Annotated in this window: 12 protein-coding genes and 1 other annotated feature; of the genes, 1 reads left to right on the top strand and 11 read right to left on the bottom strand. The window is 46.1% G+C overall.

Annotation, left to right across the window (positions count from 1 at the left end):
- Positions 1–48: 48 nt before the first annotated feature.
- From EAL2_RS00625 to EAL2_RS00590, 8 genes are all read right to left on the bottom strand, one after another.
- Positions 49–1,587 carry a YbaK/EbsC family protein gene (locus EAL2_RS00625; RefSeq protein ID WP_025434512.1) on the bottom strand — a complete coding sequence of 513 codons (1,539 nt, stop codon included), beginning with the start codon at positions 1,585–1,587 and terminating at the stop codon, positions 49–51.
- Between the two features lie 52 nt (positions 1,588–1,639).
- Positions 1,640–3,088, bottom strand: a complete 1,449-nt coding sequence (gene proS, locus EAL2_RS00620; RefSeq protein ID WP_025434511.1) for a proline--tRNA ligase — start codon at positions 3,086–3,088, stop codon at positions 1,640–1,642.
- A gap of 85 nt (positions 3,089–3,173) precedes the next feature.
- Positions 3,174–3,393, bottom strand: a binding site (T-box leader).
- Between the two features lie 22 nt (positions 3,394–3,415).
- Positions 3,416–3,895 (bottom strand): 2-C-methyl-D-erythritol 2,4-cyclodiphosphate synthase, encoded by a 480-nt coding sequence (gene ispF / locus EAL2_RS00615; protein ID WP_025434510.1) that lies wholly within the window; start codon positions 3,893–3,895, stop codon positions 3,416–3,418.
- Positions 3,896–3,899: 4 nt separating this feature from the next.
- Entirely contained in the window at positions 3,900–4,580 is a 681-nt protein-coding gene (gene ispD, locus EAL2_RS00610) for a 2-C-methyl-D-erythritol 4-phosphate cytidylyltransferase (protein WP_025434509.1), read from the bottom strand.
- A 16-nt stretch (positions 4,581–4,596) separates the two neighbouring features.
- Positions 4,597–5,199, bottom strand: coding sequence for a glycerol-3-phosphate 1-O-acyltransferase PlsY (gene plsY / locus EAL2_RS00605; protein ID WP_242842473.1), 603 nt, complete (start codon positions 5,197–5,199; stop codon positions 4,597–4,599).
- Positions 5,200–5,277: 78 nt separating this feature from the next.
- The gene (locus EAL2_RS00600) at positions 5,278–5,919 is read right to left on the bottom strand and encodes a GDYXXLXY domain-containing protein (protein ID WP_025434507.1); all 642 of its coding nucleotides are present in this window, start codon (positions 5,917–5,919) and stop codon (positions 5,278–5,280) included.
- Positions 5,903–6,988, bottom strand: a complete 1,086-nt coding sequence (locus EAL2_RS00595; RefSeq protein WP_025434506.1) for a DUF2157 domain-containing protein — start codon at positions 6,986–6,988, stop codon at positions 5,903–5,905. The genes EAL2_RS00600 and EAL2_RS00595 overlap by 17 nt, the downstream gene beginning before the upstream one ends.
- A gap of 133 nt (positions 6,989–7,121) precedes the next feature.
- Positions 7,122–8,228, bottom strand: coding sequence for a PIN/TRAM domain-containing protein (locus tag EAL2_RS00590; protein WP_025434505.1), 1,107 nt, complete (start codon positions 8,226–8,228; stop codon positions 7,122–7,124).
- A 259-nt stretch (positions 8,229–8,487) separates the two neighbouring features.
- Between EAL2_RS00590 and EAL2_RS00585 the strand changes: the two genes are divergently transcribed.
- A complete protein-coding gene (locus EAL2_RS00585; protein ID WP_025434504.1) occupies positions 8,488–8,883 on the top strand; it encodes a nucleoside triphosphate pyrophosphohydrolase family protein in 396 nt (131 codons plus the stop codon).
- Between the two features lie 78 nt (positions 8,884–8,961).
- On the opposite strand, the gene disA is transcribed toward EAL2_RS00585, so the two are convergent.
- The 3 genes from disA to EAL2_RS00570 form a co-directional block, all read right to left on the bottom strand.
- Positions 8,962–10,038 carry a DNA integrity scanning diadenylate cyclase DisA gene (gene disA / locus EAL2_RS00580; RefSeq protein WP_025434503.1) on the bottom strand — a complete coding sequence of 359 codons (1,077 nt, stop codon included), beginning with the start codon at positions 10,036–10,038 and terminating at the stop codon, positions 8,962–8,964.
- A gap of 143 nt (positions 10,039–10,181) precedes the next feature.
- Entirely contained in the window at positions 10,182–11,561 is a 1,380-nt protein-coding gene (gene radA / locus EAL2_RS00575) for a DNA repair protein RadA (protein WP_025434502.1), read from the bottom strand.
- Between the two features lie 106 nt (positions 11,562–11,667).
- Positions 11,668–14,115, bottom strand: a complete 2,448-nt coding sequence (locus tag EAL2_RS00570; protein WP_038601565.1) for an ATP-dependent Clp protease ATP-binding subunit — start codon at positions 14,113–14,115, stop codon at positions 11,668–11,670.
- Positions 14,116–14,117 lie beyond the last annotated feature (2 nt).

Below are 14,117 nucleotides of genomic sequence, written 5' to 3'. Positions count from 1 at the left end.
ATATCAAATATATTATAAATGCACCTGCAATTCAATCCAAAAGCTCTGCTAATATAGATTATCCGCAAGCTCCTCTATCGATGCTTCACATGTAGAGCCGCTCTTCCTGTCCCTGACCTCGACCATGCCCTGGCTTGCAAGCTTTCCTGCAACGACTACGCCTCTTACTCCCAACAGCTCGCAGTCTATGAACTTGGAGCCTATGCGCTCGCTTCGGTCGTCAAGCACTGCGCTCCTGCCTCTTTCTAGAATGCGATTGTACGCGGCCTCTGCAAGCTGGAGCTCCTCAGGCTTTTTGACATTGCCCGCTATTACATAGTATTCAAACGGCGCGCATGCCACCGGCCATACCATTCCCCCAGACTCGTCCATATTCTCTTCGGCTATGGCCGAGATCAGCCTTTCCATGCATACCCTGGCGCTTACGCTCCAGAGCCTTTTCTCCTTCGAATTCTCATCAAGATATGCGCTCCCAAGCTCCTTTATTTCTATGCTTGCTATCTCGATGCCGTTTAAAGCTTCGAGTGTTCCATCGTCATAAAGGCATAGATCGCCCGGCCTCGCCTCTTTAAATGCGCCCACGGCATCCGGCTTGAAATCCCTGCCGAATGTGACATTCTTTATGTGATAGTCGGTCCTGTTGGCTCCGCACACGGCATTTTTAAGATGGATGACCTCTTCATCGCAAAGCAACATGTCAGCCCTTAGCCCTATAGGCCCGGCAAATCCCACGCTGGCTCCCGTAGCCTCCATCACCTTGTCTTCGCTTGCCATTTTGATTTCCATCGGATCTATTCCCAGATGCTTGGCAAGCAGCCCTATGCTTATGTTCCTGTCGCCCCTAAGAAGCACGGCTACCGTCTTTTCTCCGGCCTCAAATATAAGCGTCTTTATAAAGCCTGTTGCCGAGGCCCCGAAGAACTCCTCAAGCTGCGCAATACTTCCAACCGAAGGCGTGTGTACAAGCTCGGATCCCAGCAGTTCTTCGCTCTCCTTAGCCTTGTGCGCCCCGGATTTAATATGCCGGGCATCGCCGCCAAAGCCGCAACTATTGCACTTTAAAAACTGCTTAAGCGGCAACTCCGATTTCCATACAAGGCTTGTCATTCCATCTGAATCCAGCAGCTGCAGCTCAAGCCCCACTTCGCCAAACAGCCCCTGCAGAGCATCGGCAAGTTCCTTGCCTATCTCTGCTGCCGCCTGCTCGCCTGCAAATGCAGTGAATACAAAATTCGTAAACAGCCTTGGGTTGAACAGGCCTTCCTTGAGCTTGTAGTCATCATTTTCAAAAGTAGTTGCATGAAACAGCTTAAGCGGCAGCTGCTTGTACGATTTTAGCTCCTGGTGGTACATGGCAAGACATTCCTTTTCTCCTCCTGCCAGTCCAAACTCCATGAAGCCGCGCAGCCGCTCCCGTATTGAATGCTCAAGTTTTTTTGCATATAATGCGCCCATAGGAGAATAGCACATGCTCCCATCATCCGATAGCTTTACAAGTCCGCTTCTGTATAGCAGGTGCGACGACTGAAACTGAATGTCGTAAGGCATGCTCTTGTATGTCTTTGTGTAAAAGCTACCCAGCTTCATAAAATCACTCCTCTTGGTCATATGGGCTCCCATCGCCGCCCGTGATTGTCTTTTAATACGCCTTTGCCAGGTACACCATTTTATCAGCTTTTTCTCCGCAGCATATGCATCTGTCGGATAGTTGTTCCTGCTCGAAAGGCATGCACCTTATTGTGGCTCCCGTCTCTTCTTTTATCTTGTCCTCGCAGGCCCTGTCTCCGCACCACATGGCTTTTACAAAACCCGGCTTTTCTTCAAGCACCTTCTTGAGTTCCTCCATGTCGCTTGCCACGCTTGTCTTTTCTTCCCTCATTTTCAGGGCATTTGCCAGCATGCTCTCATGCACATTATCAAGCAACGACTTTATACTCTCTGTTATGTTCTCAAGCTCAAGCTGGCTCTTTTCCAGGTTGTCCCTTCTGCACACTGTCGCCTGACCCTTTTCTATGTCCTTAGGCCCTATCTCAAGCCTTACAGGCACACCCTTCATTTCCCACTCGTTGAACTTCCAACCAGGGCTGTAGTTAGGCCTGTCATCGACTTCCACCCTTATTCCCGCGGCCTTGAGCTCGTCAAACACGCGGTCTACAGTCTCCATTACATTGCCCTTGTGAGCAGCTATTGGCACTATAACGACCTGTATAGGCGCCAGCCTCGGAGGCAGCACAAGTCCCCTGTTGTCACCGTGAACCATTATGACTCCGCCTATTAGCCTTGTTGATATTCCCCATGACGTATGGTATGGATTGGCCAGATTGCCGTCCCTGTCTGAATACTGTATTTCAAACGCCTTCGAGAAATGCTGTCCAAGGAAATGGCTCGTTCCCGACTGAAGCGCCTTTCCGTCATGCATAAGAGCCTCTATTGTATATGTCGCCTCGGCTCCTGCGAACTTCTCCTTGTCGCTTTTTCTTCCGCATACGACAGGTATTGCCAGGAGTTCCTCGCAAAGCTCCTTGTATATTCCGAGCATCTGAAGCGTTTCCTGCTGGGCCTCTTCATATGTCTCATGAAGCGTGTGGCCTTCCTGCCAGAGGAATTCAGAGGTTCTAAGGAACGGCCTTGTGCTCTTTTCCCATCTGACGACAGAGCACCACTGATTGTACAGGTATGGCAGATCTCTGTATGAGTTGAGCCATTTGGCATACATATGGCATATTATAGTCTCTGACGTAGGCCTTACGCAAAGCCTTTCAGCAAGCTCCTCTTCTCCTCCGTGAGTAACCCAGGCCACCTCTGGAGCAAAACCTTCAACGTGCTCCTCTTCCTTCTTCAAAAGGCTCTCAGGTATAAGCAGCGGGAAGTAGCAATTCTTGTGCCCTGTCTCTTTGAATCTTCTGTCTGCATACTGCTGTATTCCTTCCCAAAGCGCATAGCCGTAAGGCTTTATAACCATGAAGCCCTTCACCGGTGAATAGTCCACAAGGTCTGTCTTTGTTATAACGTCCGTATACCACCTTGGAAAATCCACCTCCATAGGTGTTATGTCTTCAACAAACTGCTTTTCATTCTTCTTGCTCATATATACTCCTCCTCAAAAAAATATCTGGTTTTCAGACCGTTCAGTTGATTTATGGGCATAATAAAAGCTGCCCATCTCAAAAATAAATAGAGACGAACAGCCCGGTTCGCGGTACCACTCTAATTGGCGCAGCTGCTTCTGCACCCTCTTTTTCGACTTAACGCGTCTTCCACGGAATTGCCTACTTATTTTCAGCAATCCAGCTCCGGGGCGGGTTCAAAAGGAGCACTCCTGAAAGCCTTTCACCATGCGGCCTCCTCTCTTTAAAGCTCTGCCTTTTTACTGTTCCCCTTCAATGCTTTTGATATTTCGCTGCTTAATTATACACTAAATACCCCTGTGTGTCAACAGCGCCACCGCCTGTGCCGATATGCCCTCCTGCCTGCCTTCAAAACCAAGACCCTCTGAGGTGGTGGCCTTGACGCTCACTCTGCCGATATCTATCGAAAGCGCGGCTGCAATGTTTTTTCTCATGCTGTCTATATACGGCCTTAGCTTTGGCCTTTGAGCTATAACGGTTGAATCTACATTCTGCACACTGTAGCCACTGCCCTCTATGGTGCGCGCAACATGCCTTAGCAGCTCCATGCTGCTTATGCCCTTGTACGCCATGTCTGAATCGGGAAAGTGGCTTCCTATATCGCCAAGAGCCGCCGCGCCAAGCAATGCGTCTATTATAGCGTGCACAAGCACATCCGCATCTGAATGGCCGAGCAGGCCTTTTTCAAACTCTATCTCCTCGCCACCGATTATCAGCTTTCTTCCCTCCGTAAGTACGTGCACATCATAGCCTATGCCTACTCTCACAAAATCACATCCTCTTTAGTATCTCTTTTGCAAAAAGCATGTCCTCTGGCGTTGTAATCTTTATGTTTTCATACGAGCCTTCTACAAGCTTCACCCTAAAGCCTGCGCTTTCGGCCATCATGCAATCGTCCGTTGCCATCAGACCTTCTTCAATGGACCTTCTATATGCTTCCATTATGAGCTTGTATTTGAAGGTCTGTGGCGTCTGCACGGCCCACAGTTTATCACGCTCAGGAGTTGACTCCACAAAGCCCTCATCGTCTGCTATCTTTACGGTATCCTTGACTCGCACGGCAAGTGCGCATGCTCCATTTTCCCGTGCGCACTCTATGCTCTTTATTGCGTCCGCCTTATCTACAAGCGGCCTTGCCGCGTCGTGTATCAACACTACATCACATGCAGTGTCGACTAGTCTCAGGCCGTTGTATACAGAATCCCGTCTCTCAGCCCCGCCATATGCAATCTTGAGGGGCTTTGAAATATAAATGCTTCTTTGCATTTCTCCAAAGATTTCCTCGTCGTCTCTTGATATTACAACGACAAGCTCGTCTATCTCGTCCATTGACATGAATTTTTCTATGGTAAGCTGCAGCACGGGCTTGCCGGCGACTCTCAGATAGACCTTGTTGATGTCGCTTTTCATTCTCTTTCCCTTGCCCGCACCTACAATCACAACACTGTTCACGGCTTAATCACTCCCACTACTTTTCCTCTCCACGAATAAGTCTTTTTATATTTTCCTCATGCCTGTAGAGCATAAGCAACGCCGCAAGCAGAGTGAATATTACGTTTCCGAAAGGACTACCCTTTATTAAAGTAACTAGAAACAGTGTTACTCCAAGGCTCATCGAACGGATTGAAACTATCTTTGTAACCTTGGCAAGCACAAAGTATAGTGCAACCCCCGTAAACACCGCTATCGGCTCAATGAGCACGAATGCGCCCAAAGTAGTGTTCACGCCTTTGCCTCCGTTGAATCCCAAAAAAGGCGTGTAGTCATGCCCTAGTATTGCCACGAACGCATTCATAGCCAGGAAAAAATTCCTGTCCATGCCTATATCGAAAAATTTGTAAAACCCCATGGCCACAAGAACGGCAACGGCGCCCTTGATAACATCGGCGGCCTGTGTTGCAATCGAGAAGCCTTTTCCGGCACCCCGCTTTACATTTGTAGAGCCTATGTTGCCGCTGCCCACCTTTCTTATGTCGATTCCCTTGAATTTTTTCACTATCAAATAGCCGCTGGGTATCGAACCCAGTATGAACGAAAGCGCCAATGATATTACAATTGCCAATAACTCCATCTTTTATAAAACCTCCACCTGAAATTTCATTTGCAAATCACATTTTTCTGCACAGTATTTAATTATACCATCTAACTGTCAATACTGCACGGCTGCTCCGTTCATTGTCTCTTCAGGGAATAGTTCTTCCAGCAGATGATATCCCTTGTATACCTTTACCCTTGCCACAAGCGCTCCCGCTCTTGACATGGCTTCCAGCTTCTTGCCGGTGTTTTCAGATACATAGTATCTTTCCATATTGTAATCAAGATATACCTTGGTATAATAATCCAATTCTTCCTTTGTTGTATACTGTGGAATGCGCCCAAGCCTGTCGAGATTTTCAGCCCTATATATGAAAACATACATGTCCTCGAGCCTGCTTCTTAGATATATTCCTTCACTGGGCTTCTCGAGCAGCACCTTGTCTACCACATGGAATTTTCCGTCCTTTTTGAGCAGCACATATATTGGATGCCCCCTGAATTTTTCCAGCTTTTTAACGTCTTTTTCCCTGATAAGCTCTTCCGGAAATTTATCTATATCTACCTGTGATATCTTGTAGCTCAGATATACATAATCGCCCATGAATATGTCCCTTGGATCGTATGGCTCCGTTTCGACGAGAATATCCGTTCCCATGAACCTTACCGAAAGAGGGACCGCTAGCATGCAGAGCAGAATTATTATCGGCACGGCTGCTGCAAGCAGGTATCTTTTGTTTTTACTCATTCTGTCCATTTTCTGCATCTCTCCTTCTCATTCTTTCAAAATAATATCCAAAGCCAATGAGTATGAGCCCTCCGCCTGTGAAGAAAAGTGACTTGGGCATGAAATCGTAGAGTGCATCAAAATAGTATCGCAGTATTATCAAACAGACAAACACAAGCGCCGTTATATTGCCCTTTGATGTCAGCCACAAAAATGCCAGTATAAGCATTATGCCTATTGCAATGGCTAACTCTTCAGGTCTGCCAACATATGAAAGCTCCTGCCATACCTCCTTGTACGTCAGGAATATACCCGAAAGCCCCATTGTTATAAGGCCTGATACCCTGAATACGCCGGGATTGTAGTCTCTTTTGCAGAAAAGGTACATGGCTGCACCCGCCGCAAACACTAAAATACCTGTATATACACCTTCAAAATTGAATTTATACCCCATAGTTATAATGGAGTTTATCAGGAGCACATTTGTAAAGAATGTTCCGATTTTTGAATTGCCCAAATATCTGTCCAGGTAATAGAGCAAAGGTAATATAAGCACCATCAGATACGGAAACGTATAGTATCCATAAAGTCCATTCAGATATACAATAAAGAGTATGTGCGAAAATATGAAAAGCAGCTTGTCTGAAAAAAGCACCGCCATTGGCAGTATCCCTATACCCCACATTAGGAATGCACTCGTGAAATGTCCCCCAAGGTTGAATGTCTGCCCTACAAGGAATATCCCCGCACCGTATACGAGCGCCGAAATGTATATTATGCTCCTTCCTATTCTGAAGTGGTTTTCTTCAAGCTTGTATGCAGCCCCCATTGACGCCATGAATGCGCCAAACATTATGGCAAACTTCATGAATTCGTCAAGCCTCTTCCAGTTGCTTGCAACGAAAGACAGGAATCCCAAGCCTATGAGTATAGAGCCCACTGTCACAAGTATCCTTACAAAGTTCAAATCCCTCCCTATGCTGTAGAGCGAGATTATCTCTTCTCTTTGCGCATTGTTTATAATGCCATTTTCAGCGTAATAACCCACTTCTTTCTCTATGAGGTCGTATTCCTTTTTATTCAAGTGTCGCTTGTCCATTTGCCCACCTCTTCTCTGTAATTGAAATAAGCCGCTTACATTATTTATACATTAGTTTAACTTCAAGGAAACAATTTATTGCTGGCTATCAGACAAAAAAAGCACGTCTATATGACGTGCCTCCAAAATCTCATTATTCATTTGGCCTTGCAAATATCATTCTTCCCGCTGCAGTCTGCAACACCGAAGTTACAATTACCACAATCGTCTTTGACATGTATCTTTTGCCGCCCTCTACTACTATCATGGTGCCATCGTCAAGATATGCCACTCCCTGACCAGATTCCTTGCCTTCCTTTACAATCTGGACAGTCATTTGCTCTCCCGGGATCGCCACAGGCTTAACCGCATTTGCCAGCTCGTTGATGTTGAGCACCTTTACGCCCTGGAACTGCGCCACCTTGTTGAGGTTGTAGTCGTTTGTCAGCACCTTGCCTCCAAGGAGTTCTGTAACCTTGAGCAGCCTGCTGTCAACCTCCATTGAATCCTCAAAATCCTTTTCGAATATCTCAACCTCGACGTCAGTCTCCTTTTGAAGGCTGTTTAGTATGTCAAGTCCTCTTCTGCCTCTTACACGCTTTAGATCATCCGAAGAATCGGCAATATGCCTTAGCTCCTCTAGAACGCATACCGGAACTATGAGCTTGCCTTCTATAAATCCAGTCTTGCAAATATCGAGTATCCTTCCGTCTATTATGACGCTTGTGTCGAGTATTTTAGGAGTGGCTCCGGATGCCTGTTTTTCCTTATCCTTTGCCTCCTTTTCCTTGGCGCTGAGCTTGCTTATCACCCCAGCCAGGTTGAAAAGCTCCTCCTTGTTCTTGTTAACCATTCTTCGTCCAAGGTTCATGCCCACATATCCCATGAAAATGTATACCGCCGCGGCGAGCGTCGATCCTATCACCGGCACTGATATTTGGATAAGCAACTGGCTTACAAGGTACGCTATCAGAAGCCCTATTATAAGTCCTATTGAGCCTATTATTATCTCCATTGGAGGAAGCTTTGACATTTCCGCCTCAATCCAGTTTGCCATGTCCTTGCCCTCTTTTATGAGCCATGGAGATACCACGAAAAATATAATTCCCATTATAACGCCTGAAATTGCCGCTCCAAGCATCTTATATATTTGCGAATCTTGTATGAGTGCAGGAAAAAATTTCACAATGTAAAAATACAAGGCAACTCCCACAGTTATACCTATAAGCGCCGCAAGCCCCCTTATTATCCTTCCTATCAAGTTTTCACCTCCCTATATCTTATAAATATACTAATTTTATAACAAGCCGGCATTTTTGTCAAAATTATATAATTCCTTTATTGTATTCGCAAAAATGTTTTTGAACCAGGCTCAGCAGGGTATATATACCCTGCCAGATCATTAACTATCAAATTTTTAAACAAGATTTGACCTATCACAGCTTTGATACTATAATTTATTATAAGCAGACAAAAATATTATTATAGAAAACATTTTATTTTTAGGGGTGAGTCTTATTATGTCCGATTTCAACTTCAATACTTTCGAAACAAGAGTAAGCGAATCGCTGATTAGGCACAAGAGCATACTTGACGTTATTACAAAGCTTCAAGAGAGTGCCTCAAAGGTTAACAGAGCCATCGTAAAGTCAGCAACAGACTGCGGCTGTATTGAGATAACCGCAAAGAAACAAAGCATACCAAGCGACATTACATACAGCGAGCTTTCGTCCTATCTCAACAGCCATGTTGAAGGCGAGCTGTGCGAAAACTGCAGGGATGTGATTGAAGCCGAGCTTGGCAATCATCTTTTTTATGTGACATCTCTGTGCAACATACTCGATATCGATTTTGAGACTATGCTCAAAAAAGAGCATGACAAGATAGGCGCTCTGGGCAAATACTCTCTTTTATAATTCTAGTGAGTTTCAAAATAAGCGAATTAACAATTAAGGACATCTTGCCGCCTTTGGCAGGATGTCCTTTTATCTTCTCTATATATGCCTATCTACAAGCACCTGCTCCTGTATGCGCCTGAGTCCGTTTCTTATGGACTGCGCCCTTACCTCACCTATGCCCTCAACTTCATCAAGCTGCTCTATGCTTGCACGTAAAACAGCCTGGAAATTCATGAAATCCGAGACTAGATTTTCTATTACGCTGGCTGGAAGCCTTGGTATCCTGTTTAATATTCTGTATCCCTTGGGGTATACGCAAATATCAAGATCCGAGGTTATTTGAGAGTATCCTAGAAGCTTGACTATGTTCGAGAGATCAAGAAGCTCCTCGGATGAGAAGCTTCTCATCTCCTTTTTGAAATCATTGTAGTTCATGCCCGGCTTTATGTTGTAATCCTTGAAGAGGAACTTCCCGTCTTCCTTGACATTGCCCACAAGCTCGTCAAGCTGCATGCTGACAAGCCTTCCCTCATCTCCAAGCTCAATGATATACTTTTCCACTTCTGTGACTATCCTCATAACCATTTCATTTCTTTGGATTACAGTCACAACATCATAGAGCGTTACAATATCTTCGAATTCCAGCGCACTAAGATTTATCATGCCTTGGTCAAGCACTGACTTGTACTTGTCTAGCGTCTGAATTGCCTGGTTTGCCTTTGCCAGAAGCTCCGAGGTTTCCCTTACGACATATTTTGCATAGCCTTGGTAGAGCGTGATTATGTTCCTTCTTTGTGATATGGAAATAACCATGCCACCGGTCTGTCTTGCAACCCTCTCAGCTGTCCTGTGCCTTATGCCGGTTTCCTTTGATGATATCGAAGGGTCGGGAATCAGCTGCGTGTTTGCATTTAATATTCTTTTCCCGTCGCTTGAGAGGATTATTGCTCCGTCCATCTTTGCAAGCTCGTATACGTAGGCTGGCGAAAATTCAGCGTTAATATTGAATCCGCCTTCGACTATCTCGAGTATGTCTTCGGTATCTCCAACCACTATAAGCGCGCCTGTCTTCGCTCTGAGTATGCTTTCAAGGCCTTCCCTCAGGGGCGTTCCTGGCGCTATCATTTTGAGCGATTTTAACTTTTCCTTGTCTTTCAAAAAAATATTGTGCATTGCGCTGTCCCCCCAACACTCATATATAGCCTCTTAAATGTTTTTTACCCAAATAGCTCAACATGTTGCATTTTTTTATTTATATTATACTATTTGCTTTTATTTGCATATCACATATTCATAGCTGGATTCCTCGCCACTCGCTAGAGTCTGACTCCGAAAACCTGGCTTATGACCTCTTTTAAATTCCTTGCTTCTATTACATTTATGTTTTCTGTTTTTATGCCTCCCGCGGAATTTTGAGCTATAAAAACCCTCTTAAACCCCATCCTGTCAAGCTCCCTTATCCTGAGTTCAATGGACGGAACCTTCTTGAGCTCGCCCGTGAGGCCTACGTCCGCTATGAACACTGTATCGTCTCGTATTCCTTTGTTGTATGCCGATGACACTATGCTCATTATTATAGCAAGGTTTGCCGAGTGCTCCTTGAGCTTTAGTCCGCCCGTTGTCTTTATGACTACATTTTTGTCGAACAGCGAAAGATTGCCCCTTTGCTCGAGTATTGATATGAGCGTATTTAGCTGATCCCGTTTTATGCATTCTCCGGTTCTTGATGGATATGGAGTAAATGATTTGGAAACCAGGCTCTCCACCTCCACTATTATCGGCCTTGAACCTTCCTTGACTACCGTCAGGGCGCTTCCCGAGACAGTCTCTCCACCTTCCCTTCTTGTCATGAAGAATTCCGACGGGTTGTCTATTGAAATCATTCCCTTGTCAGTCATTGAGAAAAAACCCATCTCCCCGGTGCTGCCGAATCTATTTTTTGAGCAGTATATCCCTCGAAGCTCCTCGCCCCTGTCGCTGTCTATTATGAGCACCGTGTCTACCAGATGCTCGAGAGCCCTAAGGCCCGCAAGCTCGTCCTCTTTAGTCATCTGGCCGACCATTATTACAGCCCTTGGCTTCTTGTCGCTCTTTGCAGCCTTGAGAAGAGCGTTGGCACACTCCATTGTCTGAGTCGGTGAGCCCGGTCGCGAATCTATGTCTTCAAATGCAAACGTCTGTATACTGTCAATTACAATCAGTTCCGGGTCTATCTCGTCTATGTGTCTTAGTACATTGTCCATGCTGGTGTCTGATATTATCCATATTTTGCTGTCTATCTGGTTTAGTATTCTGTCAGCCCTGTTTTTAATCTGGCTCTCGCTCTCCTCCCCAGATGCATACAGCACCTTGTATCCTTGCGCGGCAACATCGCTCGACACCGCCAATGTCAGAGTTGATTTGCCTCCGCCCGGCCTTGATGTGATTATGGTCAGAGAATCCTTTACAATGCCCCCGCCCATTACCCTGTTGAATTCATTTATTTTAGTTACAATTCTATCGCTTTTGCTGCTTTGCACTTCAGACAGCCGCAGCGCCGGTATGCCTGTGGATTTGCCCGGGCCTGATTGTTTTCCCTTTTGCACGGCAACCTCTTCAAACGTGTTCCATTCTCCGCAGTCAGGACACTTGCCCATCCACTTCGGACTCTCACAGCCGCACTCTTTGCATATAAACTTACTCTTTATTTTAGCCACTAAAGCTCACCCTTTGCGTTTTATTTCTCATGTTCTCTATACTATAGGATATCACAAAACTCATTTTATTTTGCATGAAAAAAGGGGGATTTTACTCCCCCCGGATTCAGCTGAGCACCTTTGTTTCAAATCTGAGCGCTCCGCCCTCTTCCCTTATAACTATGTGCTCGCCCTTCCTTATATTGCCTCTTAACATTTCCTCCGATATCCTGTCTTCAAGATATTTTTGTATTGCCCTCTTGAGCGGCCTCGCCCCGAATTCAGGATCGTATCCCTTGCTTGCTATGAATTTTTTCGCCTCTTCCGTAAGCTCCATTTGAATATCGAGCTCAGCAAGCCTGTGTATAAGCTTCTCGGCCATTATGTCTACTATCTTGCCCATATCCTCTTCAGCAAGAGAATGGAAAACTATGATGTCGTCTATCCTGTTTATAAACTCAGGCCTGAATTTTTGTCTGAGCTCTCTTGTTACATTATCCCTCATCTTTTCATATTCGTTTTTCTCGGCTTCCTTCTTGTCGAGCTCAGCCGCAAAGCCCAGGGATTTTTGTCTGCCTATTGCTCCTGCTCCCACGTTGGATGTCATTATTATGACTGTATTTTTAAAGTCGACAACTCTGCCTTTCGAATCGGTCAGCCTGCCGTCGTCTAGTATCTGAAGGAGGGCATTGAACACATCCGGATGAGCCTTTTCTATCTCGTCAAACAATACCACCGAATACGGTTTTCGCCTTACCTTTTCCGTGAGCTGTCCGCCCTCATCATAGCCGACATACCCCGGAGGAGAGCCTATTAGCTTTGATACTGAATGCTTTTCCATGTATTCTGACATGTCTATTCTTATCATAAGGTCCTCGTCACCGAACATAACCTCTGCAAGCGCCTTGGAAAGCTCAGTCTTTCCTACCCCTGTAGGCCCCAGGAATATGAAGGAACCTATAGGCCTGCTTGGGTCCTTGAGTCCGACCCTGGCTCTTCTTATGGCTTTTGCAACTGCATCTACCGCCTCAGATTGTCCTATTACCCTCTGGTGAAGAATATCTTCAAGCTTCAGCAGCCTTTCCGACTCTTCCTCCTGCAGCTTTGTTACAGGTATTGACGTCCACAACGAAACCACAGCAGCTATATCCTCGGCTGTCACATTCTCGTCGGAGCCCTGGCTCTTCTTCTTCCACGTGTCCATAATGCCATCGAGTTCTTCCTTGAGCTTTCTTTCTTCATCCCTTATGCCCGCGGCCTTTTCGAAATCCTGTGTACTTATGGCCTCTTCCTTTTCCTGGGCTGTTCGCTTAAGCTTCTCTTCAAGCTCTTTTATTTCACTTGGAGCTGTGTGCTTTTTCAGCCTTACCCTCGATGCCGCCTCGTCCACAAGGTCTATAGCCTTGTCGGGCAGAAACCTGTCAGTTATATATCTGTGTGATAACTCCACTGCCGCTTTTATTGCCTCATCCGTTATCTTTACCTTGTGATGAGCCTCATACTTATCGCGAAGCCCTAGCAGTATACTGATGGAATCCGCTTCGGACGGCTCATCTATCATTACAGGCTGGAATCTTCGCTCAAGCGCAGGGTCCTTTTCCACATGCTTTCTGTATTCGTCTATTGTGGTGGCTCCTATGACTTGTATTTCTCCTCTTGCAAGAGAAGGCTTCAGTATGTTGGATGCATCTATGGCGCCTTCTGCTCCCCCTGCTCCCACTATGGTGTGGAACTCATCGATAAAGAGTATAACCTCCCTTGCCTTTTCAAGCTCCTCCATTATTTTCTTGAGCCTCTCCTCGAACTCTCCCCTGTATTTTGCACCTGCTATCATCGAAGCCATGTCAAGGGTGACAATCCTTTTGTTCCTCAGTATCTCCGGCACATCGCCAACTACAATCTTTTCAGCCAGGCCCTCAACTGCCGCTGTCTTTCCAACGCCAGGATCTCCTATTAGCACTGGATTGTTCTTTGTCCTTCTGCTTAGTATCTGTATTACCCTTTCTATCTCGGCATCCCTTCCTATGACAGGATCAAGCTTGCCTTCAGACGCTTGCATTGTAAGGTCCCTGCCGAACTTGTCCAGGGTTGGCGTGCTCACGGCTGGCCTTGTATACTGGCTCTGGGGCTCCTTTGGAACCGGCCCGGACCCGAGCGAATTTTGTATGTCCATAACAAGTACATTGAGGTTTATGCCCATCTCGCTTAGTATCCTCGAACCTATCCCCTCACCCTCTTTAATAAGACCAAGGAGCAGGTGCTCTGTGCCCACATAGCTGTGGCCCATCTTTTGAGCCTCCATAAGGCTCAGCTCAAAAATCCGCTTTGTCCTTGGGGTAAAGCCCACGACTTGAACTCCGCTGGCTCCCCTGCCCTCTATCTCTTCAATCCTGGCGCTCGATTGCTCATATGTCACGCCCATCTTCTGAAGTATCTGGGCTGCGACACTTCTGTTTTCCGCAAGTATCCCCAGCAGTATATGTTCACTTCCGACGAAATTGTGCCCCAGGCTGCTCGCTTCTTTCCCAGCCATGTCAAGCACGGCCTTTGCTCTTTGAGTAAAATTGCTGAACATTT

Source organism: Peptoclostridium acidaminophilum DSM 3953, from assembly GCF_000597865.1.
GTDB classification, from domain to species: Bacteria; Bacillota; Clostridia; order Peptostreptococcales; family Peptostreptococcaceae; genus Peptoclostridium_A; species Peptoclostridium_A acidaminophilum.
This window is presented reverse-complemented; position numbering and strand designations above follow the sequence as displayed.